Source organism: Microbulbifer pacificus, from assembly GCF_033723955.1.
In the GTDB taxonomy this organism is placed as follows: Bacteria; Pseudomonadota; Gammaproteobacteria; order Pseudomonadales; family Cellvibrionaceae; genus Microbulbifer; species Microbulbifer pacificus.
Genome location: NZ_CP137555.1, coordinates 1,277,147 through 1,303,804, shown reverse-complemented (window position 1 = coordinate 1,303,804; position 26,658 = coordinate 1,277,147). Strand labels below are relative to the sequence as shown.

Annotated in this window: 15 protein-coding genes and 1 pseudogene; 7 read left to right on the top strand and 9 right to left on the bottom strand. The window is 57.5% G+C overall.

Annotated features, from left to right (window positions below; all coding sequences use genetic code 11):
* Nucleotides 1-7: 7 nt before the first annotated feature.
* From R5R33_RS05860 to R5R33_RS05840, 5 genes are all read left to right on the top strand, one after another.
* Nucleotides 8-1,414: a M20/M25/M40 family metallo-hydrolase gene (locus tag R5R33_RS05860; protein ID WP_318955110.1), complete on the top strand. Its 1,407-nt coding sequence runs from the start codon at nucleotides 8-10 to the stop codon at nucleotides 1,412-1,414.
* A gap of 146 nt (nucleotides 1,415-1,560) precedes the next feature.
* Nucleotides 1,561-2,055 (top strand): thiol peroxidase, encoded by a 495-nt coding sequence (gene tpx / locus R5R33_RS05855; RefSeq protein ID WP_318955109.1) that lies wholly within the window; start codon nucleotides 1,561-1,563, stop codon nucleotides 2,053-2,055.
* A 344-nt stretch (nucleotides 2,056-2,399) separates the two neighbouring features.
* A complete protein-coding gene (locus tag R5R33_RS05850; RefSeq protein ID WP_318955108.1) occupies nucleotides 2,400-4,781 on the top strand; it encodes a TonB-dependent receptor in 2,382 nt (793 codons plus the stop codon).
* Nucleotides 4,782-4,903: 122 nt separating this feature from the next.
* The gene (locus R5R33_RS05845) at nucleotides 4,904-6,496 is read left to right on the top strand and encodes a tetratricopeptide repeat-containing sulfotransferase family protein (RefSeq protein ID WP_318955107.1); all 1,593 of its coding nucleotides are present in this window, start codon (nucleotides 4,904-4,906) and stop codon (nucleotides 6,494-6,496) included.
* 10 nt (nucleotides 6,497-6,506) lie between these two features.
* On the top strand, nucleotides 6,507-7,922 hold the full coding sequence (locus R5R33_RS05840) for an NAD(P)/FAD-dependent oxidoreductase (RefSeq protein WP_318955106.1): 1,416 nt from the start codon (nucleotides 6,507-6,509) through the stop codon (nucleotides 7,920-7,922).
* A gap of 16 nt (nucleotides 7,923-7,938) precedes the next feature.
* Here R5R33_RS05840 and R5R33_RS05835 read toward each other — a convergent pair whose 3' ends face one another.
* From R5R33_RS05835 to R5R33_RS05810, 6 genes are all read right to left on the bottom strand, one after another.
* A complete protein-coding gene (locus R5R33_RS05835; RefSeq protein ID WP_318955105.1) occupies nucleotides 7,939-9,825 on the bottom strand; it encodes an MFS transporter in 1,887 nt (628 codons plus the stop codon).
* 160 nt (nucleotides 9,826-9,985) lie between these two features.
* Complete coding sequence (locus R5R33_RS05830) at nucleotides 9,986-14,884, bottom strand: S8 family serine peptidase (protein ID WP_318955104.1); 4,899 nt, start codon at nucleotides 14,882-14,884, stop codon at nucleotides 9,986-9,988.
* 603 nt (nucleotides 14,885-15,487) lie between these two features.
* Nucleotides 15,488-16,732 carry a sensor histidine kinase gene (locus R5R33_RS05825; RefSeq protein WP_318955103.1) on the bottom strand — a complete coding sequence of 415 codons (1,245 nt, stop codon included), beginning with the start codon at nucleotides 16,730-16,732 and terminating at the stop codon, nucleotides 15,488-15,490.
* A 3-nt stretch (nucleotides 16,733-16,735) separates the two neighbouring features.
* Entirely contained in the window at nucleotides 16,736-17,437 is a 702-nt protein-coding gene (locus R5R33_RS05820) for a response regulator transcription factor (RefSeq protein ID WP_318955102.1), read from the bottom strand.
* The gene (locus R5R33_RS05815; protein WP_318955101.1) at nucleotides 17,422-17,826 is read right to left on the bottom strand and encodes a DUF3019 domain-containing protein; all 405 of its coding nucleotides are present in this window, start codon (nucleotides 17,824-17,826) and stop codon (nucleotides 17,422-17,424) included. Before R5R33_RS05815 ends, R5R33_RS05820 begins: the two co-directional genes overlap by 16 nt.
* Nucleotides 17,827-17,836: 10 nt before the next feature.
* Nucleotides 17,837-18,739 carry a MipA/OmpV family protein gene (locus R5R33_RS05810; protein ID WP_318955100.1) on the bottom strand — a complete coding sequence of 301 codons (903 nt, stop codon included), beginning with the start codon at nucleotides 18,737-18,739 and terminating at the stop codon, nucleotides 17,837-17,839.
* Between the two features lie 564 nt (nucleotides 18,740-19,303).
* Here R5R33_RS05810 and tnpC point away from each other — a divergent pair.
* A complete protein-coding gene (tnpC, locus tag R5R33_RS05805; RefSeq protein WP_318955703.1) occupies nucleotides 19,304-20,806 on the top strand; it encodes an IS66 family transposase in 1,503 nt (500 codons plus the stop codon).
* Nucleotides 20,807-20,893: 87 nt separating this feature from the next.
* Here tnpC and R5R33_RS05800 read toward each other — a convergent pair whose 3' ends face one another.
* Together R5R33_RS05800 and R5R33_RS05795 are read right to left on the bottom strand one after the other, a co-directional pair.
* A complete protein-coding gene (locus tag R5R33_RS05800) occupies nucleotides 20,894-22,879 on the bottom strand; it encodes an alkyl/aryl-sulfatase (RefSeq protein ID WP_318955099.1) in 1,986 nt (661 codons plus the stop codon).
* A 50-nt stretch (nucleotides 22,880-22,929) separates the two neighbouring features.
* The gene (locus tag R5R33_RS05795; protein ID WP_318955098.1) at nucleotides 22,930-23,496 is read right to left on the bottom strand and encodes a hypothetical protein; all 567 of its coding nucleotides are present in this window, start codon (nucleotides 23,494-23,496) and stop codon (nucleotides 22,930-22,932) included.
* Nucleotides 23,497-23,965: 469 nt separating this feature from the next.
* Here R5R33_RS05795 and R5R33_RS05790 point away from each other — a divergent pair.
* A pseudogene (locus R5R33_RS05790) lies at nucleotides 23,966-24,127 on the top strand (transposase domain-containing protein); the annotation flags it as partial.
* A 215-nt stretch (nucleotides 24,128-24,342) separates the two neighbouring features.
* Here R5R33_RS05790 and R5R33_RS05785 read toward each other — a convergent pair.
* Complete coding sequence (locus tag R5R33_RS05785) at nucleotides 24,343-26,427, bottom strand: M13 family metallopeptidase (protein WP_318955097.1); 2,085 nt, start codon at nucleotides 26,425-26,427, stop codon at nucleotides 24,343-24,345.
* Nucleotides 26,428-26,658 lie beyond the last annotated feature (231 nt).

The following is a 26,658-nucleotide window of genomic DNA, read 5'->3' as shown; positions in this document are numbered from 1 at the left end:
AGAAGTCATGTTAAAGCCACTGATGAATTTTACCGGGGGGCTGGCAGCCGCACTGCTGGTGATGTCGGCACAGGCTACAGCCCTGAAGCAGGAAGATATCTCCGTGGCGGAAGTGCTGCGGGATCGCGCGCTGGAATCTTCCGATGCCTACAGCCACGTAGAGTCCCTCACCGTGGAAGTGGGGCCGCGCCGCGCCGGCACCAAGGGCGACGAGCGCGCGGTGGCCTGGGCGCAGCAGAAAATGAAAGACCTGGGATTTGACCGGGTCTATACCGAGCAGATCGACGTCAAGCGCTGGGCCCGCGGTCACGCTCATGCAGAAGTTACCGCGCCTTTTCCGCAGCCGCTGGTGGTGACCTCCCTGGGTTACGGTGCATCCACTCCGGAAGGTGGGCTCACCGCGGAAATCGTGGAGTTTGCCGATGTGGACGCGCTGCTGAAAGCGCCGGCGCGCAAAGTGAAGGGCAAGATCGCGTTTATCAACAAGCGCATGGAACGGGCTCGCACCGGTGAGGGCTACGGCCCGGCAGCGGCCGGCCGCAGCAAGGGCATGCGCGCGGCGGCAGAGAAGGGCGCCGCGGCGCTGTTGCTGCGCTCTGTGGGTACCGACTCGGACCGTTTCGCCCACACCGGCATGATGTCGGTAGACGGCGTGGAAAACCCGGTGCCCGCACTGGCGCTGTCCGCACCGGACGCCAACCTGCTGGAGGCCATGCTGAAGCGCGGCAAGCCGGTGCAGGTGAAACTGAATGTGCACAACGAAGCGCTGGCCGATGGCCCGTCCTTCAACGTGATTGGTGAAGTGGTCGGCCGCGAGAAGCCGGAAGAAGTGGTGATTATTGGTGCCCACCTGGACAGCTGGGATGAGGGCACCGGTGCGCTGGACGATGGCGCTGGCGTGGCGGTGGTGATGGAAACCGCGCGCCTGATCGCCGAGCTGCCCCAGCGTCCCCGTCGCACCCTGCGGGTGGTGCTGTTCGGTGCCGAGGAGATCGGTCTGGTTGGCGCGAAACAGTATGTGGACGCCCACGCCAATGATCTGGAAAAGATCATCATGGTTTCCGAGTCCGATTTCGGCGCCGGCAAAATCTGGCGCTTTGACACCCGCATCCCCGAGAGCAAGTTCGCCATAGCGGACCAGATGATGCAGCTGTTGGCGCCGCTCGGCATCAAGCGCGGTGACAACAAGGCGTCCGGTGGCCCGGACGGTAGTGTGTTCGTGGCGCAGGGCGTACCGGCCATGACCCTGCACCAGGACGGTACCGATTACTTCGATTACCACCACACGCCCAACGACACCCTGGACAAGGTGGACCCGGAAAACCTCAAACAGAATGTGGCGGCCTGGGTAGTGATGTCATTTCTGGCGACGGAAATGGACGGCGATTTCGGTCGGGTATCCACGGAACACTGATCTGGAACTATCCTGTAACGCTCAAAACCCCGCATTTTGCGGGGTTTTTTGTTACCTGTGGGTAAATTGACTTTGCCCTCTTGCGTCGTCATGCTGCGGGCACTTTCGACGCAAACTTCACAATTCTGAACGTCAAGGAATGCACAATGGCCACTATCACTCTGAAAGGTAACCCCATCACCACGGTTGGCGATTTGCCTGCGGTCGGCAGCCAGGCGCCGGCATTCACTCTGGTGCAGGGCGACCTGTCCGAACTCAACCTGTCGGATCTCGCCGGCAAGTACGTGGTATTGAATATTTTCCCGTCGGTGGATACGCCCACTTGTGCCATGTCCGTGCGCACGTTTAACGAGAAAGTCGCATCACTGGAAAATACCGTGGTGGTCTGTGTGTCCGCGGACCTGCCTTTTGCCATGACCCGCTTCTGTGGTGCGGAAGGCATTGCCAATGTGAAGCTCGGCTCTACTTTCCGCTCCAGCTTCGGTGGCGATTACGGCGTGGCGTTCGAAACCGGCCCGCTGAAAGGCCTGCTGTCCCGCGCGGTGGTGGTGATCGATGAAAGCGGCAAGGTCACCTACACCGAACAGGTGGCGGAAGTGGCCAGCGAGCCGGATTACGAGGCAGCGCTGGCCGCTCTCTGATCCTCCACGGCTAACGGTCGGGATTTGCTCTGCATTTCCCAGCAAAAACACCCCGCACCCAGCGGGGTGTTTTACTTTTGGCTGGTGCAAACCACCCAATTCACCTTTTTGCTCAAAGCCTGACGCACGGCAAAAATGGCACGATTTCCCTTTTGTTGGCATCAAGTTTGCAGCGCAGTTATATGGCCTCCCATACGGGGAGCCGGGCCGCTATTGGCGCAATAATCAACGTCAATTGTGACTTGGCGTCACTGAAGATGCTTTATCTGCTCTGCGTGGCAGATTAATGTACCTGCTGACTGTACTGGTACCGCCTTGATCATAAAAAAAGCAAAGGGAACCCAATGACCAATCGTCGTTCGGGAGAGCTGGCTTCCAGCGCTCCGTTTCTGAAGAAAAACCAACTGGCCTCCGCAGTGACCGCTGCCGTTCTGACCTCGGCACTGGCACTGCCCGCCGCGGCGCAGGTGCTCGAGATCGAGGAGGTGACGGTCACCGCGAGCAAACGCGAAGAGTCGGTGCAGGATGTGCCGCTGGCCATTACCGCGCTCTCCGGCGACTTCACCCAGAAAGTAAACCTGAATGATGTGAAAGACCTGGTGTCCTTTACGCCCGGTGTCACCGGCAACAGCCAGGACAGTTTTATCGATGCCATCAGCGTGCGCGGTATCCGCACCCAGGACTTCGGTGTCGGCGGTGACCCCTCAGCAGCCTTCTTCAAGAACGACCTCTACGAGGGGCGTAACGGTTCCGCGGTAACCAGCCTGTACGATATGGATCGCGCGGAAATCCTGCGCGGCCCGCAGGGCTTTCTGTTTGGCCGCAACTCCATTGGCGGTGCTTTCAGTGTCCACACCCGCAAGGCCGAGCTGAAAGACGGCGTGAGTGGTTACTTTGAAACCGATGTCGGCCAGTACGGTCGCTTCGCAACCGAAGGCGCGGCTAACATCGGCGTGAGCGATAATTTCGCCGTGCGTCTCGCCGGCTACACCTCGCAAGAAGACGGTTTCGTCAACAATGCCTACCCCGGTTCCGAAGACCTGATCGCCCACTCCAAGCAGGCGCTGCGCTTTTCCACCACCTATGAGAAGGACGCCCTGACCGTCCATACCATGGCGGAATACGAGACGCGCGAACAGTCCGGTTCCGTTTACCGGGCGATCGAAGAGGGCGATATCTGGGAAGCGTTCGTCGATTCCATCGGCGACCCGATGATGGGGGGCAATCCGCGCAAGGGCGATGTGGATGTGGATCGCTACAGCGGCGATGCCGACGATTCGGATGTGCTTACCCTGGGTGTGCATGTCGATTACGAGTTCGACAAATTTACCCTGACCTCGAACACCGGTTACAAGGACCACGATTACTTCTATACCGAGGACTACGACGGTACACCGCTGAACGTGAACGACTTCGGCATGGATCAGACCGGCGATTACTTCCAGCAGGAAGTGCGTGTCACTTCCACCACCGATGGCCCGCTGTCCTGGTATGCCGGTGCTTCCTACTACAAGGAAGAGATCGACGCGAAGTTCCTGTTCCGCGGCGATGAAGATTTTATGTGTGCCTACTACGGCAACTACTACTATCCCGGCAACGGCTTCACCGGCTGTTCCGACCTGTACGCCTATTACGGTTACGCCTGGAGTCCGGCGGCGGATGGCAAGCTGACCGAGACCGGCCATATTCGCGGTTCCTACTCCGGCTGGGCCTCCTACGTGAACATGGATTACGCGCTGACCGATACCCTTACCCTCGGCCTGGGTATGCGCTATACCCGGGACGACAAGGACTTCGCCATCAGCGTGCCCACCCCGGACAGCGAACTTGGCCCTTACTGGGCTTACGGTTTCTCCACCGATGGTTTTATCCGCGGCAGCGAGTCCTGGGACAAGCTCACCTCGCGCGCGATGCTCACCTACCAGCCGAATAATGAGGACACCTACTACGTCAGCTATACGGAGGGCTTCAAGTCCGGTGGTTTTGGCAGCTTCAACCTGGCCAGCAATGCCGCCGGTGACCCCGCCATTGGCAACACCGAGCTGACCCAGGCGGACGGCTTCGGCCCGAACGTGTTTGACCCGGAAGAAATTGACTCCTTTGAAGCCGGCTACAAGAGCACCCTGTTTGGTGGCCGCGCCCTGTTCGATATCACCGGCTTTATGTACAACTACACCGACCTGCAGGTGGTCACCTACGATGGTGGTGCATCCATCGTGAAGAACGTCGGTGAAGTGGACAGCTTCGGTATCGAATCGTCGATTACCGCCGAGCTGAACGATCACTTCAATGTGATGTTTTCATTAGGCTGGCTGGACAGTGAGGCCAACAAGCTGCAGGACATCTGTGGACTGGAAGATGCGGACGGCTGTGAGGGCAGCTCCCTGTTCTGGGCGCCGGAATTCGCCGGATCCCTGGTGCTGGATGCGCACTTTCCCTATGGCGACGGCATCCTCACCGCCAGCCTGGAAACTTTCTGGGAAAGCGAGCGCGGTGGCGGCTGGGAAGGTCTCGAGACCACCAAGATCGATGCCTACCAGGATGTCGCCCTGCGGGTGGGTTACGAGTCAAACAGCAACTGGCGGGTTGACGCCTACGTTGAAAACCTGACCAATGAATTTACCTGGGACGGTCAGAACAACAACGGAGGCATTCTGCCGTCGCATTTCTTCGGTCCCAAGCGCCCACGGACCTTCGGTATACGTTTCGGAATGGATTTCGACTAAGCAAGCGATCTCCTGAATGAAAAGCGGTAGCGGCTCGCCGCTACCGCTTTTTTATTTGTCCCTCTTTTTATTTGTCTGGCGCGCCGACGTATAGTGTCCGTTGCAGTAAGGGGATCACAGTGATGAACGACCGGCAGTTGAGCAAACAAGCATTTCTCCAACAAACCCTGTCAAATGGCCTCCAAGCACTGTCGCGCGGCGATATCGACACCGCGTCAAAATGCTGCCAGGCGGTATTGAAGGTCCAGCCTGACCTGGTGCAGGGCCATTTTCTGGTGGGACTGGTCGCCCTTGAGTCGCAGCAACCCAAGATCGCCTTCAGCGCCTTCCAGTCGGTGGTCAAACTGCAAAAGGACCACCCCGCAGCCTGGGCTCACATCGCCAAGTTGTTTATGCGCGACGGGCATTTCAATGCGGCAGGCAATGCCCTGGAACGCGCCGAGGGCTGCGCCGGAGCTGATGCGGCGGTGAACGACCTGATCGGCACCGTGTACTCCATGATGGGGTATTACGACGAAGCCAAGCGCTGTTTTGAGCGCGCGCTGCGCTCGGAACCCGAACATCCCGCCTATCTGCTGAACTATGCCAACAACCTGGTTTACCACGGTGAAACGGAAGAAGCAGAAGACGTATTCCTGAAAATTATTGCGCAGCAAAATGACAGTCCCCAAGCGCACTGGGCCCTTGCCGGCGCGCGCAAAGCGCAGGACTCGTCTCATATTGATGCAATGCGCACATTGCTCGCGCGCAGCAACATGCCGCCACGGGCACAGGCGTTCTATTACTACGCCATCGGCAAGGAACTTGAGGACCTGCAGCAGTGGGAGCCGGCGTTCGAGGCGTTTGCTCAGGGCGCCAGCGCCCGTCGGGAAACGGTTGCATTTGATGAGAGGGCCGAGCAGGCCACGTTCGATTTTCTGCAGTCCCATTACACCCGGGAGTGGTTTGACAGCGTGGCCGAAGGCAACCCCGATGCCTCCCCCATTTTCGTGCTGGGTCAGCCGCGCACTGGAACCACACTGGTCGAGCGCATCATCACCGCGCACTCCCAGGTGCACTCGGCGGGCGAGCTGCAGCAATTTGGCCTGGCGGTGCGCCGCCTCACCAGTTACACCGATCCGAAACGCTTTTCTGCCGGCCTGTTCGAGGGGGCCCTCAACATCGATACGGCAAAACTCGGTGGGCTCTATTTGCAGTCGGTGGCAAAGGTGCGCGGGGAAACCCCGCGTTTTGTCGACAAGCTGCCACAGAACTACATGCTGGTTCCGCTGATTCTGAAGGCGCTGCCCAACGCCAAGATTGTGCACCTGACCCGCAATCCGATGGACGCCTGCTTTGCCAGTTTCAAGCAACTGTTTGCGGACGCCTACCTGCATTCCTACGACCAGCGGGAAATGGCCCGGCATCACGCGCGCTATCGCAAGCTGATGGAAACCTGGCGCGCGCGCTTCCCCGGACGTTTCCTGGATATTGCCTACGAGGACACCGCGCGCGATGTGGCGTCGAACGCGCGTCGCCTGCTCGAGTTTCTGGAGTTGCCCTGGGAGGATGCCTGCCTGGAGTTTCACAACCAGCAAACCGCGGTCTCTACCGCCAGTGCGGCACAAGTGCGGGAGCCAGCACACACGCGTTCCATTGGCCGCTGGGGGCGCTACGAAACCCAACTGCAGCCGATGCGCGATGAACTGCTTGCGCACGGCATTGACGTAGGTTGAGCGGATACCCGTGAGCAGCTCTGTGAATGACTATCGCCAACTGAGTTACTGGTTTGACAGTCTCGGCACCGAGATTACCCCGCGCGCGATGCTGGCATCAGAACGTCAGGTGGATGTCGCCATCGTCGGTGCGGGTTATACCGGGCTGTGGACCGCCTATTACCTCAAACAACAAAACCCTCAACTGAACATTGCCGTAGTCGAGCAGGAGGTTGCCGGTTACGGTGCCTCCGGACGCAACGGCGGTTGGCTGATGGGGGAATTCGCCGGTCTCGGCGATTACCTCAAACCGTTGTCGCATGCGGAAAAAACAGCCGCCCGTGCGCTGGCGACGGGTATGGTCGCCGAGGTGGAGCGGGTTTGCCTGCAAGAAGGTATTCACTGCGACCTCGCCCGCGAGGGCTGGCTGGCGAGCGCGGCGCGGTTTCCCGCGCAGCGCGCCCGCGTGCGCCGGTATCTGGATTACTACCGGGCTCTGGGTTTCACCGACGACGACTACTGCTGGCTCGACGCCAAAGAGGCGCGACGGCTCGTCAATATTCGCGGCACCCTCGGCGGTATGTACGCCCGCCATGTCGCCGCCATCCATCCCGCCAAGCTGGTGCGCGGTCTGGCGGATGCGGTGGAAAGGTTGGGGGTGACCATTTACGAGCAGAGCCCGGTGACCGAAATCCAATCCGGACGGGTGCGGACCGCACGCGGCGGACTCGATGCCGATGTGGTGGTGTCGGCCCTGGAAGGATTCAGCAATACCCTGAGCAGCCCGTTCAAACGCCATGCAATCCCGGTGGTCAGCCGCGTACTCGCCACCGAACCACTGAGTCCGGTGCAGTGGCAGGCGATCGGCTTTTCCCGGCGCCTGGTCTGCTCGGATGCCAGCCGGCTGGTTTCCTATATGCAGCGCAGTGCCGATGGCCGCCTGCTATTCGGCGCGCGCGGCAGCTACGATCGCGGCGGCAAGATCCGCCGGGATGCGAAGTTGCTCGATCACGAACTGCGCACACAGCAGCAACTGATGCTGGATTTCTTCCCTGACCTGCAGGGCGTGGCGGTCAGCCATCACTGGTGCGGAAACCTGGCGTTTTCCCGCAGGATGCGACCGGCGGCGATGTTTGATGAGCGCAGCGGCCTGGCGTTGGCTGGGGGATATGGAGGGGAGGGTGTGGGTGCGTCGAACCTGTTCGGGCGCACCCTCGCAGACCTGATTCTGGGGCGTGAATCGGAATTGACGGCGATGCCCTGGGCGTTGCGCGGGGATCCAAACCGCCTGTTGCGTGGATGGGAGCCGGAGCCGCTACCCTGGCTCGCCTACAAGGCAATCAACGCCGTGTATACCTGGGAAGAGTCCCTGGAACTCGGCCGGGGACCGCGCTGGCAGCTGCCGCTCGCGCGGCCGCTGGCGCAGTGGTGCAGCGCGCTGCTCTGATTTATCACGGCCGGATTTATCGGTGGTCTCCGCGCAGTCCCAGCACGGTTTCCTGCAGTTGTTCTGCTTTCACTGCCGCAGCCTCCAGCGGCTGGCCTGCCACTACACACACCTTTGACCAGAACCTTCTCGGCAGCGTGCTGAACGCATGGCCGTCCTTGTGACTGAAGAAACTGCCCCATAGCCCGCGCAGTGCCATGGGTATCACCGGCACCGGTGTGCGTTGCAGGATTTTCTCGATACCGGCCTTGAACGGCTGTAGCTCACCGTTCTTGGTCAGCTGGCCCTCCGGGAAAATACACAGCAGGTCGCCGTCTTTCAGCCCCTGTTCGATATCGGCAAACGCCTTCGCGTAACCTTCCGGGTCCTTTTCCTTGGAACAGATGGGAATTGCCCGGCTGGTCTTGAAGATGAAATGCAGCACCGGGATTTCATAGATCGGCTTGTACATGATGAAGCGGATCGGGCGACGCACCGCACCCGCCAGCAGCAGAGCATCTACATAACTCACATGGTTGCAGGCAATGATCGCCGCACCTTCTGCAGGAATCTGTTCCAGCCCCTGGTGCTTAACGCGGTACATGGTGTGCGACAGCAACCAGATCATCAGGCGCATGGCGAACTCGGGCACCTTGGTAAACACGAACACCGCCACGGCCGCGTTCATCAGCGAGATGATCAGGAAAAACTGGGGAATGGTGGCGCCCAACATGTTCAGGAACACGATCCCCATTACCGCGGCCACCACCATGAACAGCGCATTCAGTACATTGTTCACCGCGATAATCCGCGCCCGGATTTCAGGCGCCGAGCGCTCCTGCATCATGGAGTACAGCGGCACGATATAGAAACCGCCGAAAATACCGATCAGAGTCAGGTTGATCAGAATGGGGAAGGCACCGGCGGCCCCCCAGAACGTGGAAATGGTCATCTCTGCCGGCGGGGTGAAACTGCCGGTGGCGTTCGCCAGGAGCAACCCCGAAACCGTCAGCCCGGCGGCACCGATGGGAACCAGTCCCAGCTCGACCCGACCAGCGGAGAGGCGCCCACACAGCAGTGAGCCGATGGCGACACCGATGGTGAAACAGCACAGCAGCAGGGTCACCAGCGACTCGCTGCCGCCGAGCACATTGCGGGTGAGGCTCGGGATCTGGGTCAGATAGGCCGCGCCCAGCAGCCAGAACCAGGAAATGCCGATGATCGCGTAGAACACGGAAGGGGTTTTCGCGGCTTCCTTGAGAATCCGGCTGGTCTGGGAAACCGGGTTGTAATTGATTTTCAGCTCCGGTGCCGGGGCGGCGGCGCTGGGAATGGCGCGGGCGGCGCTGTAGCCGAGGGCTGCAGTGGTCATGATGATGGCCGAGATCCAGTAAAGCCCGGATTCGCCCTCGCCGGTCTTCCCCGCCAGCAGGCCGCCGACAATGGTGCCGAGCAGGATGGAGACAAAGGTGCCCATCTCCACCAGCGCGTTGCCGCTCACCAGCTCGGTTTTCTGCAGGTGCTGGGGCAGGATCGCGTATTTCACCGGGCCAAAGAATGCGGATTGTACGCCGAGCAGGAAAAGTACAAACAGGCACAGGTAGTTGTTGCCGCTGAACAGCGCGATGACCCCGAAAGCGCCGATACCGATTTCCGCGAGCTTGATACGCCGGATAAGAATGCTCTTGTCGGTTTTGTCGGCAATCTGGCCGGCGGTGGCGGAAAACAGGAAAAACGGCAGGATAAACAGCCCGGCGGCGAGATTGATCAGGAAGTTGGCTTCGCTGGCCGCGAGGCGGAAAGCGATCATCACGATCAAGGCATTTTTGAACACATTGTCGTTGAAGGCGCCGAGAAACTGGGTGCAGAAAAAGGGAAGAAAGCGGCGGCTGCCCAGCAGCGCAAATTGGTTGTTATCGGCCATACGAATTCCCTGAAAGTCCGTTTTCGTCATGGTATGCGATTAATGCGGGGGATGCAGCGTTATCTCTCGCACACAAAAAAGCCCCGGCCTTACGGCCGGGGCTTCACTTGGTGAACGCGAAATTCACCGCTGTGTCATGTCATCCTTACGGATGGAGTTCTTAGCGTTGACGGCCGGTTAAGCGGTAGCGGCGACCAAGGCCCAGCAGCATCAGCAGGCCGAGCAGGAGAGTTCCTGTGGCGCCACCGGATTTCTTCTTCTTGGGCTTGGTCTCGGGAGCGGGTTCCGGATAGGCACAGCTGCCGTCGTCCTCGGTTGCACCGGCGTCGTAGTTGGTCGCATTCGAATCGGTACAACCCGGTTCCACACCGTCACTCACCACGGTCAGACGGAAAGACTTGCTCACCTTGTCGGTCGGGTAGAGCGCGTCGGCAACGGTAACGGTAACCTGGGTTTCACCGTGCCAGTTGGCTTCCGGCGTGATGGTCACCTCGGCGCCGGGGGTGTGATCGTCAGCGACATAGGAGATGTGATCACCGGAAACGGAGATCACGTTTTTGCCACTGTCGTCATCCGAGTAGGCCACCGTGATGTCGAAGGACGCGTTTTCATCCACAGTGATATCGTTGAACTCGCCCAGGCTCAGGTTGCTGTTCACGCTGATGGTGTGATCAGCCACTTGCTGCGCGCCATCGATGCTTGCCTGCGTGGCGATGGTCAGATCCTGACCGGCTACAGACTCATCCACGCGTACCTGGAAGGTGATATCGAACTGGCTGGATTCCGGCCCGACGTAGTCGTAACACACCACCAGGTTGTCAGACAGTTTGGACATCAGGTCGTTATACGCGTACTGGGTGCCCTTGTACTCCGAGTAGGGGCCATAGGTACCGCGCGGACCGGTAAAGCCCTTGACGCCAATGGAACCGTGTTCGCCCTGTGAGGCGAAGTCCAGGTTGTCGTAGGCCATGATGATTTCGTACTCGCCATCGCCAAAGCGGGCAGCCATATTCAGAATCATTTCGAAATCGTAGCTGTCGCCCTGGTTCAGGTAGACATTGCGGCCCAGTTCCGGGTCGTAGGTTTTCAGCTGGGTTGCCGCATTGTCGTACTCGATCAGCAGCTCGTCGCCGGCATAGGCAACGGTGATGCCTTCCTGACTGTCCAGATCCCAGGGGCGTTGCACCAGGTTGACGCCAAGACTGGTGTTGTCAAAGAAGGTCTGGTTGCCTCTCCAGAACGGCGCGATCAAGCTGTCGGGGAAGTCCTGGAATGGCAGCGGGCGGTGGTCCTGGAAGAACAGCGGCATCTGGTCCAGCTGGATGTAGCCCATGGGGGACACGGTAAAGGCGCTATAGGGTGCATCCGCATTGTTGTAGTGCAGGTACTCCTTGTGCTCGTTGCCAAAGAACCAGGCGAAGTCGAAGCGATAGGACTGGTCATTCCAGTTGCCGCCCAGGATCGGGTTGAGACCATACTGTGCCAGATCGACGTAGCCACCATTGGCGCTGCCACCAGTGGGATAGTCGCCGTAATCCGGCGTCCGGCACATGGCATCGGTTGCATTTGTGGTGAAGTCGTAGCGCGGTTCCCATTCGCTGGTGTCTGCCTGCTCGGCTTTCAGGTGCAGCTTGCCGTCTTCCACGGTCAGTTGCTCGGCATAGCCAGAGGGCAGATTCAGGGATTCGGGTACCAGGGTCAGCCCTTCGGGGATCACGGCATTGATCTCAAACGCGCGGTCGGCACCGCTGACGTTCTCCATCATGTGCAGCTTGATGTCGACGATATCGCCGGCGCGGGCGCGATCCTGACTACCGCTGGCCGTCCACTCATTGTCGCCGCGCAGCAGGTTGACCGAAGTCATTCCCAGGTTGCCGGCATTGTTGGCGTCGGTGCCCACGTCGATGGCCAGCAGGTACTCGTCGCCCTGGGCCATGTCCATATCCCAGTTAATCGCGAGATCAACGGGTTCCAGCCCATTGGTTGACGCGGGGCCGGATACGGTGACGTTGCCGGCAATCTCGCCGGTTACCACGCCCATGGTCAGCTCCATGGTGTCTTCCAGTTCCCAGGGGCCGAAGTTATAAGCATTTTCCACCACAACCCAGTAGTTGCCGGCGTCCGGGTCGGCCACGTTACAGAAGTTGTCGAAGTCCTCGTGGTAAGACACACACATGACTTCATCCATAAACTGGATTTCACCGTCATTGTTGAGGTCTCTACCCATGCTCACGACCGGCACACCGGCTTCCCACGCGTTCTTGGCCGTAGTGGACAGGGCACTCACGCGCGCATAGACGCGCTTGGCGCCCGACGGCACGCTCTGCCATTCCACGTGTACATGCTCACTGGTCAGGTCATCGAGGTCGTCGATGGTGGCAGAGTAATCGGGAAGATAGATCTGCTTGTGGATGCCATAGTCGCCAAGCAGGATGGTGGTGTCATTGTCCTGCGTCAGTGTCAGCGTCTGCTTGCTGGCCAGCGCCGGCGCGTAAGCGCGGTAGCTGCCCTGGGCAATTTTCTTCAGCGGCAGGTCCTTGATGGTGTGTTTGCCCTGGTTGCGGTGTGCGACCACGTCGAGCATCGACGGCATCTCGCCCTTGAAGAAATTGAACACCAGCGGCCACTGGGCGTTCGGCGTTTCGCCGTCGTCGGAACTGAATGTCACATCGGAGTGCAGTTCAATATCGTCCGCGGTGCCGAAGGCATCCTGAGTGGCTGTCACCGTCGCGGTGACCACCACAGACTGGGTCTCACCGGCCTTGAGCGTGAAGCTGGCGGGTTTGACGGCGATATCAATGCCGACCTGTTCGTGCTGATTGCTGGGGTGGGTGGCCCAGTTGACCACCTTGCCCGGTGTCGCGGTCCAGGTGCCGTCTTTGGTGGCCGTCACCGTGCGCACCCAGCTACAGGTCCGCTCACAGTGCATGTTCACCAGTTCCGGCAGGTTCAGGTTGCGCACCGCGCCGCCATTTTGAGGGTTGGCATTGTGGAAGTTTTCCACCGTCTCATCCATGACCAGGCCCGCCGCCAGCGCCGCCTCGACATCGATGCGGCCGGAACCGGCACGGTAGTTGCCCGCGTCCTGCCAGTCTTCGCCCCAGAGGCTGTCGTTGAAGATCACCGGCGTGGCGGTCATCTGCAGCGCGGAGGAGATCTCGGCGGCGGTCCAGTCCGGCTTGGCCTGGCGCATCAGTGCCATGGCTCCCGCCACATGGGGCGATGCCATGGAGGTACCGCTCAGGAAGGCGTAGTCACTGGACAGGCTCAGGCTGTCGAAGGGGTGCTCATCGGCGAAGGCCGCATAAATATCCACACCGGGCGCAGCCACCGACGGGATCAGGTGTTCCCGGGTCTGGCTGCTGGGGCCGCGCGAGGAGAATGCCGCCAGCTTGTCTGCTTCCGCAGGATCCACCACCCGTGAAATGGTGGTCGCGGTGATGGTGCCCATATGGTCGCTACCGCTCGCCAGCCAGTCCTGCAGACCAATGTAGTTGTTGGCGTAAGTACCGCTCCAGTTGTTGTAGTCGATGTGAATGGTGGGGATGGGGTAGACATCGGCAACAAGGTCACTGCCGGTGCCATAACTGGTGGTGTTATACAGCACCATGCCGCCGGCACCACCGGCCTGCACGTTGGCCGCCTTGGCTACCCGCGCATTGTCACCGCGCTCACACACGACGATATCATCGGCGGTGAAGGTTCCGGCCGGGAAGGGTTCCAGGCAGCGGGTATCGCCATGGTTGGCAGCGAGCTTGAAAAAGCCGCTGAAGGTTTCGCCGATACCCTTGCCGGTCACGGTCGGCGGCGTGATGGTGGCGTCGCCGCCGGAGAGGTTTTCCAGCGCGATGTCGCTGGTTGCCATGTTGCGCCCATGGGTAGTGGCCGCCACGTTCAGCAGCCACGGGCTGGAGTGATCGATATAGCCGAGCAGCTCCTGGTTACCGTCGGTGCCGGAGTTGCCGGCCGCCGTGGCAACCAGAATGCCGGCTTCGCGCGCACTCAGGAAGGCCATTTCCACCGGGTCCTCCCACGGCAGTTTCTCGGCGCCGCCGATGGAGAAGTTGATGACATCAACTCCGTCGACAATGGCATCTTCAATACCTGCCACCAGCGCTTCTTCCGGACAACCCTGGTAGGCAGGCTTGTCACCGGGATAGCAAACCTGATACGACACGATGTTCGCGTGCGGCGCGACACCGGAAACTCGCTCGAAGCGGAAGCCGGTATCGGCGCCGTCGCCATCGCCCAATTGCGTGTACAGCATCGGAGTGTCAAAGATTACGTTGCCGGCGGCCGTGCTGGCCACATGAGAGCCGTGGCCCTGGTAATCCTCGCCCACCGGTGGGCGAATCTGCTTCAGCGGCTGCCAGTGTTGCCAGTCGGGCGCCTGTGCCTCTGGCGACGAGAAAAAGTCGGTAATGATGCTGTAGCTGCGCACGCCGATCAGCTTGTCATTACACATGGACTCATATTCGTCGAGCGCGCAGTCGCCCACGTAATTGCCCTGCCCCCAGGGGTTGCTGTGGTCGTAACCGTCACCACCGACATCGGCGAAGGCCTCGTGATCGGTATTCACACCGGTATCGATGATGCCGACGATCACGCCCTCACCCTTGACGGGCAGATTGCCGTGCGTATTTACCCCGGCCCAGGCGCTCTCGGCGCCGATATGGGCGGGCCCCTGGTCGGTCATGAATGGGCGATTTTTGGAACGCACCACGTTGCTAATGCCAGGGATCTGGCTCATTTTCTGCGCCTGTTCCTGGGTAAGCTTCACCGAGAATCCGTTAAAGGCCACGGTAAACTGGCGGTGCACGTTCAGGCGGCGTCCCAGTATGTTGGAAGCCTCGCGAATGGCGGCTTCCTGCTTGCCGTACAAGTACGACTGGTACTGGCTAACCGCAGGGGTTTGCTCTGCGCCCTGTACAAACAACTTGTTGATTTTCGAGGACGACACCACGCCGACGGGCTGCTTCTGGCTGCGCAGATTGGTTGCGCGCAGGTTCGCCGTACCGCCCTGGTAAGTGGCAACCGGCGCATCGGACAGCTGAATCATATAGGTGTGGTCACCGGTTAAGCCGGGTTCCCACTGGAAGAGGTTTGTGGCGCTTTTACGCTGCAGTTGCGTGTTCAGACCGTTGTTTTGCGCAACCCTGGAGCCCGCTGTGCGGGATATTTTTTGCTTGCGCGCCAGCCACTCGGAAGACGGTGTCGAGGCCTGCTCTATTTTTTGGGGGGAACCGTTGCTTGGGAGCGGCGATCCTACAGTCGCGGCAAGACTGCCTGCATATAGCGCTGCGCCAATTGCCGCTGCTAGTTTGGTAAGTTTCACGAACTAGGACTCCTGAAGTGTATTTTTTTTATCGTTTATGGCGGATGGGGAAAATGGTGGGAAGCATTGCTGGAATTGACTGCTTCTCTCGCTACCGACCGACAAAGATTGTGACACGGGTGGAAATTCGCAATTGTGCAAATTTGTACAGGTCTTGCTGGAGACGAGGCAGGGTGCAGGGAGATTAGATAGCGCGGTTAATTAAAATTGCGACCTATGGCGGGGAGCTGGAAAGAGTTGGTCGTATTGGAGGGGCTCGCAGAGCCTGAGGCGTCGGGGCTTTAATCAGAGATTTTCTGAAATGAAAAAATAGATATCCCGGGGGAATCAACTAAGTGAATCAAATTCCCACGGTGAATCAGGCAGGCGCAGCTCAAAACGGGCACCGCCAAGGGCTATCGAATGGCTGGCAATAATGTGGCCACCATGCCAATCAACGATTTTCCTTACAATGGCTAGCCCCAAACCGTAGCCTGAAATCTTGCTTACACATTTCTCTCGAACATAGGGCAGGAAAAGATCTTCGAATGCTTCCCCCTCCAGTCCGCGGCCGTCATCTTCGATACAGACAACGACTTCACCTGAATCATCATACAGTCCTACCCGGACCTCGCTCTGTGCATACTTTATTCCATTCTCAATGAGATTTTTCAGTGCGCGAGTAATGGAGCGTATGTCAGCCCGGGTTCGCAGGGAGTCAGGCGCAATCAGCTCAATGCGCTTTCCGCTGTACTGACCGAGCCGGTCAAGTAGCCGTGCTACCACATCGACCAGGTCGACCTGAGAAAAATCCAGCAGTGGCCGCTCACTTTCCTGTCGAGCAAACGTGAGGTATTCGGACACTAGTTGATCCAGCTCATGCAGGTCTTCCAGCATTTCTGCTTTGGTAGGTTCCTCTCCCGTTGCAGGTAGTGTATTTACAGAGAACTTCAAGCGGCTGATCGGCGTTCGCAACTCATGAGACAGGGTTGAGGAAAGTTCCTTTTGAAGAGCCAGTGAGCGGGCCAAGCGGTTACCCATCCAAATCATTGCTTCGGAAATCGGGCTAAAAAAACTGCTGTGGGGGAAGCGAAAATGTTGCGGATCCCGATCTCGTGCGAACCGTGTCGCGGCCAATTTTAACTGGTGCAAGTCCCGCAGTATTGGCCAAAAACAAAGAAATACTGAAACACCGAGAAGTAAATAGAATAATTCTGTATGCCAATCGTTCTCTACTTGACTGCTTTCATCAAATGGACCGATCTGGGCAATCAGGTCGTCAATTTTCACGTAATAGAAATTTTCGTTTGTACTGGATTTCGCGCGCAGCATCCGCCCACGGGCAAGCTCTTTCGTCTCATTCTCGGGTAAAGAAAATTCAGACATGCGTGAAAATTCGAGTCCCGGCCAAGGCATATTTCCTGCCCGACATGAATTTACTTCACAGTACCCCTTGAGCGCTTCTGATATCAGACGAGCCTCAAGCCCTGGAACCTCCGATTGTCGCTGTATATATGCCTGATCGGCGATCCATACTGCCGCTGCAAGGCCGAGTAATACTAGAGACAGATAGCGGATCAGCGCTCTGTACATAGGCTACCCATCTGCTAATAGATATCCTTGTCCCCAAACCGTGCGAACAGTGATATCAAGTTGCTCTACGGACTCCAGTTTTTTGCGCAAGCGACTGATCCGCCCATCGATGGTCCTATCGAGTCCATCGTAGCGACGGCCAACGGTATGGATGAACAAGAACTCTCTGCTCAACGCCTGATGCGGATGATTGGCCAACAACCACAGGAGATCAAACTCACTGGTAGACAGGGAAAGCGACTCACCTTCAACGTGAGCGCAGCGCTTCGCTTTATCGATGACCAGATTTTTTACTTGCGTCACCATCTCCCTTGCAGCTTCTGGCTGGCTGCGCCGGAAACGAGCGAGAATCCTTGCTAACAGAATCCCTGGGTCCACGGGTTTAATAATAAAATCATCGGCCCCGAGTTCGAATGCCCGTAACTGGGTATCAACATCGCTCAGCGCAGAAAGGAACAGGTAGGGGCCATTAAAATTACTCTTGATCTTCTGGCAGATCTCGAAGCCATCAGCACCAGGCAACATAACGTCACACAATACGAGATCAAACGCACAACTATGGAGAAGTTGGCCCAGGCTGTCGCCGTCACCAAAGTGACGCACCACAAAACCTTCCTTCTCCAGAAACACCATGATTGATCGTGCCAGTCTCTGATCATCTTCGATTAGTAGGATTCGCTTCCCGCGCATTACAAGAAGCTCCATAAATGTTTTCGTTTAATCCGGATATCTTCGCCAATCGCCAGGACCTTGACGCGTCGAGACTTCTTGTACTGAGGCGCCTCTGTAAGCATTATCGTGAATTGCTGTGACTGATCCACTGCCAAATCAAGAATAATGTCACCCGCTTCGGCATGTTTGCAGTAAATGGCGTCAGGCTGTCCTTCCATGAATATACAGGCATCCTCGAGCTTCATTAGCGCCCACGAAAACTGAAAGCTCACCTCGCATGACTCGGCTGATTTTACGATGCAGTTGCCGGGCACGACATTGAAAAACTTGATCCCTCGATTTTCGATTAAACTCTCCCCTATGGCAGGAGTTGCCGAAAAAGAAAGATACAAGGCAAAAGGAATGACGGATAACCGTTCCATTATGATACTGCTACAGGGTGTACTGAATGCCGATGAAAAAAGACCGGGTTTCAGGTTGAATCACATAGGGGCTGCGCCAGATTTCACTGTCTAATTTGTCCAAGCGCCCTGCGGCAAGCAATTGAACACTTTCAGTCAGTGGAAATATTCCCTCCAGCTTCAGGTGAGAATTTACTGCTTCGCGCGGTTGGTATAGTGGCACAGGCTCTGGCATCGCGGGGAGTTTGATCTCCGCACCGTAGTAGTAATCCACCAATGCGTGACTTTTATAGTTTGCGCCCAGCTCGATGCCGATCTTAAATGCTCGAAAAGCAAAGCTTCTGCCGACAATCAGTTCCAACTCTCTGCCGCCGTGTACACTCGAGAGATCTCCGAGAATACTCAAGTCAGCATTAACTGGCCCCAACCAGTGAAACGACATTCCGCCAAGATAAGAAAGCCTTCGATTGGGTGGGGGTAATACACTGGACGGACGCTCACCCGGCACATCAAATTGTCCCGACGCCGCCATTTTTTTGGTAACGTGACTGCCGCTTCCCGGGAAAAATATTCCATCGAAATTCAAGCGTCCCGCCAGATCTATGGCGAAGCGAGGGACTTCGTAAAGGTTATACCCCATGGATGTGTTTTCAAGATAAAAGCGTTGGCCGTAGTATCTAATGGACGGAAAAACGGCCATATCGATGTTCTTGGAATTAGAGAGGGGGCTTTGCAGTTCCCCACCGCCCACCGCGAGAGATACTTGCCAATTCCCAGCGGGAATATAGTCATCGACTTCCTGGACGGTTACAGAGGCTTGAGCGGGTATATGTAAACATAGGATCAGTCCCATAACCCACTTGATCAACTGCAAGCCCCGTTCGAGTTTGCATGCATTGGAAAAACCTGTGGCCATCGCAAGTGCGACCTTCATTCAACCCATTTGTTTATGTTGTGCCCGCCAAAATTTTGGCTAAACGCGACGGGCGGTCTTGTCACAGAAGGATGAAACTTAACCTACGAGAAATATCTGCGAAAGTATTTTGGGGTGAATTTGTACAATTTGTACAATTTTGTACAAATAGAGAATGAATCTATTTGTGCGCGGCATTTATGGTTGAAAAAACTTGACTCGATAGCATTTCACGCTGCTTTAGTTAGGGCTATTGCAAAGAGTCGAGTAACCTTCCTGGTCAATTTCTAGGGGCGCGAAGCCAGTGTGGGGAAGAGAATTGATGCTGCTTGGTACTGGCAAAGAGTGGTGTTCAAGTAACGATATGCCCCCACATTAGTAAGCGTCCGGCAAATCCGTCTTCTAAATCCATTTCCCCGCTGTAATTTAGGTGTCCACCTATCAACAAGTGGACACCTAATTTGAGTGACATCATCCCTGTTAAGACACCCGTTAAGCGTCGCCGGCATCCCCCGGAGCTTAAGACCAAGATTCTCAGAGCTTGCCAAGAGCCCGGCACTTCCGTCGCGAGCGCTACAGCACGGGATTAATGCCGACCAACTGCGCCAGCTCGCGGCGCAGTTGCTGGCTGAGTCAGCGGAAAACAAAAAGCTCATCCACAACCAGCAACTGCTTAACGACAAGCTCAAACACGAACTCGCCATCCTCAAGCGCCATCGCTTCGGCAAGAGCAGCGAAGCACCCAATGCCCACCAGACCAGCCTGCTGGACGAACTGGTGCAAGCCGATATCGCCGCCGTTGAAATGGAGCTATCCCGTGCGGACACCAGAGCGAAGCCCGAGAAGCGCCAGCCCAAGCGTTCGCCGTTACCTCCCGAGTTGCCCCGTCAGATCATCGAGCACGAACCCGACAGCACTCAGTGCGACTGTGGTTGTCAGCTCCAACGCATCGGTGAGGGCATCAGTGAAAAGCTTGATTACACCCCGGGCACCTTCACCGTAGAACGCCATATCCGCGGCAAGTGGGCCTGTAAACTTTGCGAATGTATTATCCAGGCACCGGTGCCGCCACAGATCATCGACAAGGGGATCCCCACCAGTGGTCTGCTGGCCCACTTGTTGATTGCCAAATACGCTGATCACCTGCCGCTCTACCGGCAGGAGAACATCTTTGCCCGCGCAGGTCTCGCCATCTCCCGCTCTACGCTGTCGGAGTGGATTGGCCGCTGCGGTGTTGCCCTGCAACCGCTGGTCGATGTCCTGCGCGAAGAACTGCTGCAGCAGTCGGTCCTCCACGCAGATGAAACCCCGGTACCGATGCTGGCGCCCGGCAACAAGAAAACCCACCGCGCCTACATCTGGGCCTACTGCAGCACCTCGGCGGCAACCGTCAACGCCGTGGTCTATGACTTCGCGGAGACCCGTGCCGGCGCCAATGCCCGCCGCTTCCTCGAAGGCTGGCAGGGCAAACTGGTGTGTGACGACTACAGCGGCTACAAGGCGGGCTTTACGAACGGGATTACCGAGATCGGCTGTATGGCCCATGCTCGCCGGAAGTTCTACGACCTGTACCTGGCCAACAAAGGCCAGATTGCCGAACAGGCCATGCAACAGATCCAGAGGCTCTATGACATTGAGCGGGACGCCAAGGAATTTACCGCAGAGGCGAAAGAGCAACTCCGGCTCCAGCGCTCGAAACCGCTACTGCACAGTCTCCACCAATGGTTTATGACACACCGCCAGAAGGTGCCCAACGGATCGGCCACCGCCAAAGCGATCGACTACAGTCTGAAACGCTGGCAGGCGCTGCCGCACTACTGTGATGATGGCAATGTGCCCATCGACAACAACCATGTGGAAAACCAGATTCGCCCTTGGGCACTGGGACGCAGCAACTGGCTGTTCGCTGGCAGCTTGCGCAGTGGCCAGCGAGCGGCAGCGATCATGAGACTGATCCAGTCGTCCAAGCTGAATGGCCACGATCCCTTTGCGTATCTGAAAGATGTGATGCAGCGGTTACCTACGCAGCGCGCGAGTGCGATTAGCGAATTACTACCTCACAACTGGGTAGTTGCTGACAAGGTGTGAAGTCAGGGCGCATACCATCAGGCTCCATACAAGTTGGACGATGTAGTACAGACCTTACTCTATTGGTATCGCTGCCCCCACTCTGTCTTATTTGGTTCCCATCGGCATCACCACCTGATACCAAGGGTCAAATGTATCCAGAAGAGATACAAACTCTTCGAATTTCTGCGGATCTCCTTGGAGCTTGATCGCACCCTTGGTAATTCCTTGCTCGACCTTCAGCTTGCCACCGATGATCTCGTTCAGTGTGTCGCGGCTCATGGTGAGGCTGGCATCGGCATCCTTAGCTTGCTGGTCCTTGTGGTACTGCAGAACGCCGTACTGTACCACCAGTAGATACTTGTCTTTGGTGTCTGGCAAATCCAGATTCATCTTGATGGTCTTGCCTTCTGCCTTGGGACCGTTGAGGCGGATCGACAGGTAGTCGAAGAACAGTTCCAGCGGCATGGCTGCGACCGTGTCCGGGCTGGCGAATACCGCGATCGGCATGGGTTTGACCCCCTCACGCAGGTCCTTGGCAGCGCTCATGTACCAGCCGCGCCAGGTGCCGGCCTCCGCTTGGTAGCCGAGTTGCTCACTCGCATCCGCCATAAGATTCCGCGCCTTCATGTTACCGGGGTCGGCATAGACCACCTGCATCAGCACCTGCATCACCCAGCGGTAATCCCCCTGGTCGAAATCTGCTTTGGCCTTCGTGAGAATGGCATCGGCGCCACCCATGTAATCGACATACTTCTTGGCGGCCTCAACCCGCGGCAACGGATGCAGGGTAGCGGGGTTGCCATTAAACCAGCCAAAGTGCTTGTCGACGGCGGCCTTGACGTTGTGATTGGTGGTCCCGTAGTAGCCGCGCAGCCCCCATTCGGATTGCAGTTCCTTGGGCAACTGGAGCATTTCTGCGGCCTCGACCATATCGTAGCCAGAGTTTGCCAGACGCACCGACTGGTCGTTGATGTACTTGTAGGCCGCCGACTGTCTTACCAGGTGCTCACTGATGCGCTCCTTGTCCCAGATAGGCCAGTGGTGTGGTGCGTAGAGGACTTCCGCCTGGTTGCCCCAGCGCTCATTGGCCAATTTCAGGTACTTGGCCCAGTTGTAAGCACTGCGCACCTTGGCTCCGCGCAGGCTATACACGTTGTGCTGGGTGTGCACCGCGTCCTCGGCGGTGGAAAGCGCCTTGTACTTGGGGATGTAGAAAAACATCTCCGCCGGCGCCTCGGTGTCCGGCGCCAGCATAAATTCGAACTCCAGACCGGCGATGGTTTCCTTCTGGACCGGTTTCGTAATCACGTTCGTCGGCACCGCGAAAGTGATGGTTCCCCTGGAGTTAATCAGGCCCAAGCCGCTTGTCACGCTCCCGGTGGGGCCGGGCTCTACCAGCTGGCTGTATTGGTAGCCGCTGAGACGGGTCTGGCGGTTGCCGCCTATCACGTTTTCGTTGAGTGCCGCCTCCGTGAAACCAGTTGGCGCGTAAACCTTGACCTTACCGGAGTCGATATCCTCCTGGCTCACCACCCCCTTGACCCCGCCGTAATGGTCGATATGCGAGTGGGAGTGAATGACCGCCACAACAGGTTTATTGCCACGATGCTTGCGGTAGAGTTCCAGCCCCACCTTGGCGACCTCGGCGGAAACCAAAGGATCCATGACGATCACGCCCTCGGGGGCCTCAATGAAAGTGATGTTGGAGATATCCAGACCGCGAACCTGGTAAATGCCTTCTGTCACTTTAAACAGGCCGGTGTAGTGCTGCATGATCTGAGCCTGCCGCCAGAGGCTAGGGTTGACCGTGTCCGGCGCCGGCTTGTCACCACTAAGAAAATTGAACTTGGGCAGGTCCCAGACGATGTCACCCTTGGCGTTCTTGACCACACCGTTGTTTTCCAGCGGCGCAATAAACCCTTTCTTTGAGTCCTCGAAGGCCTGCTTGTTGCTAAACGGTAACTCCTTGAGCACCGCCGCGTTGGCCGCCTTGGTGGCGTCGGTGGCGGGTTTTCCGATGTCGGCCGCCACGACGGACTGAGCGAGGCCGGTGGTCAATAAAAAAGATAAAACTGTGCACCGTAGCTTCATGTTTTCGTACTTCCCTGTTTCAAGACCTGGATAAAAGCGTGATCGTTGATTTAGCGCCTGCTGACATTGTTGGCGATGGACGTTGTTTTCAGTGCGTGGCGAATAACCGCCTGATCCCTTTCGCTTCCATCGATAAGGAGCATGCCATCCGCCAGGGCACGGTCGACCGTCAGTTTGCCGGCCAGAACTTGCACCAATACCACCTCGCCGGTGAGGACAACGGGCTCCCCTGCGGCCGGGCCGTCGGTGTGGATATCGACGCGGATCTTGCCGTCCGACTGCGAGTAACGGGCCCAAAGCTGACTATCCACGTAACCCAGAGAAAAGTTCGCCGGCAGCTCCCCAGCGGCGGGTGACACAGCCAGTACTTTCCCGAACGACTGTAGGAAGTGCACCGTATAGATGTAGTTGGTGGTGCCGGTACCTGAGGCGGCAAGGGCTGCAGAATCGATAACACCTTTGTCCGCGGCGTTGCGCAGAGCTACTGCAACCGGGAAAGAGCCGGGGTACATGCGGTCAAGCTGCACCTCAAGAGCGTGAAAAGAGCAACCGATGGCTGCCGGTGCAAAGCACACTGCAGGGAGCAAAAAGTGAAGAAATATTGGATGCTGTCTCATGAACGCAGTTAAGCACAGTCTGGTCGAACAACAACTAGACCGCGCCAACTTACACGCCATCGAAAGGCACAAGGGAAGAGACTAGGAAGCGGCGAGTATCTCCGCTCTTGTCCTCTTGTAGCCTCACCGAAAAAATATATCAATAGCTGCATCAAGCAGGGCATGACGAATTCGGTACTGACACCGAAATCGGCGTCAACAACATGGGGGTCAACGCAAATTCCGGCGCCTTAGAATTACCGGGTAATACCACTGGTCAGAATTGCGATATGCCGCTGGCCTGAGACCCCGATACGCTTCAGCGAGGCCACTAAGTCGGTTGCCAGAAAGTAACGCTGGAGCATCAGGTAAGCTCCGTCTCGGAGGATCACGCGGTAGCCTTGTGCCACCCCTTGTACCAGCACCTTCTTGCCAAATCACCAAGTTCCCAGAACTCCGGGCTTTGAAGATGGTTTTTGGAAATAGGTATAGCTTGCGCAGTGGCCACGGTGAGGTAGCGGTGACAAGTCTGATCCAGCCAGTAAAGTTGAATGGCGATGATCCCTTTGCATATCTGAAAGATGAGATGCAGCGCGCCAGTGCTATCGGCGAATTGCTGCCTCATAACGAGGTACCTGCTGGCAAGGTGTAATGGCCGGGCGCATACCCACATTATTGCGAGGAGGCTTGCTATGGATACACGAGAGGCTCACGCCTGGCTTGTCGAGGTAACACTACGTAAGAGCATCAAAAAATCCGGCTTCCATGGAATGGAAACCGGATTTTCTGGAGTCCGATATCATCTTGCAATGCTTAAGTCGACAGCAGTGCAAGGAGCGGGACATTTAAGTGAAGTGGATATCGGGATTACCAGATAACCACACGCTCCTCTTCCGGCAGGTACATGCCGTCGCCTTCTTTCACATCGAAGGCTTTGTAGAAGGCTTCGATATTGGGCACTACGCCCTGAACCCGGTATTCCGCCGGGGAGTGCGGATTGGTCTTGATTAGCTCACTCAGGGCCTCATCGCGCATCTTGCTACGCCACACCTGTGCCCAGCCGAGGAATACGCGCTGGTCGCCGGTGAAACCGTCGATCTCCGGAGCTTCGGCACCGTTCAGCGACATTTTGTAGGCCTTGTAGGCAATGCCGAGACCGGACAGGTCGCCGATGTTTTCGCCCAGGGTCAGCTCGCCGTTTACGTGCTCGTCTTTGAGCGGTTCAAAACCGTTGTACTGGGCAACTAGCTTGTTGGTGAGGCCCTCAAAGTTGCTGCGGTCGGAATCGGTCCACCAGTTATTCAGGTAACCCTTACCGTCAAACTTGCTGCCCTTGTCATCAAAGCCGTGGCCGATCTCGTGGCCGATCACACCGCCGATACCGCCGTAGTTCACCGCATCATCTGCGTTCATGTTGAAGAACGGCGGTTGCAGGATGGCTGCCGGGAATACGATTTCGTTCATCGGCGGATTGTAGTAGGCGTTGACGGTCTGCGGGCTCATGTGCCACTCGCTGCGATCCAGCGGTTTGCCCAGCTTGCTGCGCTCTTCCAGAGCGTCGAAGATATTGGAGGCAAGCACATTGCCCACCAGATCGTCGGCACTTACCTTGAGTTCGCTGTAATCGCGCCAATTGTCCGGGTAGCCGATCTTGGTGGTGAAGTTGGCCAGCTTGGTCAGGGCCTCCTTCTTGGTGTCTTCACTCATCCAGCTCAGGGACTCGATGGACTCCTTGTAAGCGGCCTTGAGGTTGTCCACCAGCTTGACCATGCGCGCCTTGGCTTCCGGCGGGAAGTATTTTTCCACGTAGCGCTGGCCGACCAGCTCACCCACGGAGCCGTTTACGAACTGCACGGCGCGCTTCCAGCGAGGTTCCATTTCCTTCACACCGCGAATGGTGGTGCTGTAGAAATCGAAGTTGGTCTGGGCAATTTCGCCGTGCATGTAAGGCGCGGTAGCGGAGAGCACGTTGATTTTCAGGTAGCGCTTCCAGGTATCCAGATCGGTATCCGCGATGATCTTGTTGGCGGCTTCCAGGTATTCAGGCTGACCGACGAGGAAGTTTTCGGCTTTTTCCAGGTGGGCTTTCTGCAGGTAGCTGTCAACGTCCACGGCCGGCATCAAGGCCTTCAGCTCGGCAACAGACTTCTTGTTGTAGTATTTGTCCGGGTCGCGGTTTTCCACGCGCGTGCGATGATGTTCCGCCAGGCTTTTTTCCAGCTGATAAATGGTCTCGGCATACTGCTCGGCGTTATCCAGGCCGGCGATCTGCTGCATTTTCACCAGGTATTCGCGGTAGGCCTGCTGCAGTTTCTGACCTTTTTCGGACTCGTCAAAGTAGTAGTCGCGATCAGGAAGACCGAGGCCGGATTGCCAGAAGAAGGTGATGTAGTTTTCCACATCCTTCAGGTCCTGGTTGATGCCGGCTCCGAAGGGCGTGGTGTAGCCAGCGGTATCTGCGTAGGCGAAGAAGTCGGTCAGGTCTTTCTGGGACTTGATGGCATCGACCTTGGCCAGCTCACCGGCGATGGCCGTCAGGCCTTTTTTCTCGATCAGCTCTTCATTCATGTAGCTGTTGTACAGGTCGCCGATCTGCTTGGCACCGGCGTTGTCCGCGTGCTCTCCGGCTTCCATGATCAACGCTTTCACTTCTTCGGTGGCCTTGTCGCGCAGGATAGTGAATCCACCCCAGCTGGATTTGTCCGCGGGGATTTCAGTGTTCTTGATCCAGTTGCCGTTTACGTAGGAGAAAAAATCATCCTGCGGGCGCACGCTGGTATCCATCGCACTGATGTCGATACCGGAACCGAGTGCGACCTGGGGGGCGGCAGCTTCTGCGGCCGGTTTTGCTTGGGCGGCATCCGCCTGCGGGCCCTCGGATTTCGAGCAGCCGGTCAGTGAGGTACCGGCAATGGCACCAGCAATCGCCAGGGGTAAAAGCAGTTTCTTCATGAATGGCCTTTTGGGCTTGTTATTTCTTGGTCGGTCCGCGGACCGGGTGGAATTTGACTGGACATAGTATGCAAGGGCACTTGTGGTGGGCAAGGGGCCTTGCGCCCAGTCGCCGCAGGTGGGCGATGGAATTCCCCGCGAGATGGGAGTTGCCTTCTAGCGTTGGAGGTTGTTATTCCCGCTCGCTGCGAAAAGTTGAAGCTATGGTTGCGTGATTTTAGTTTGTTATAT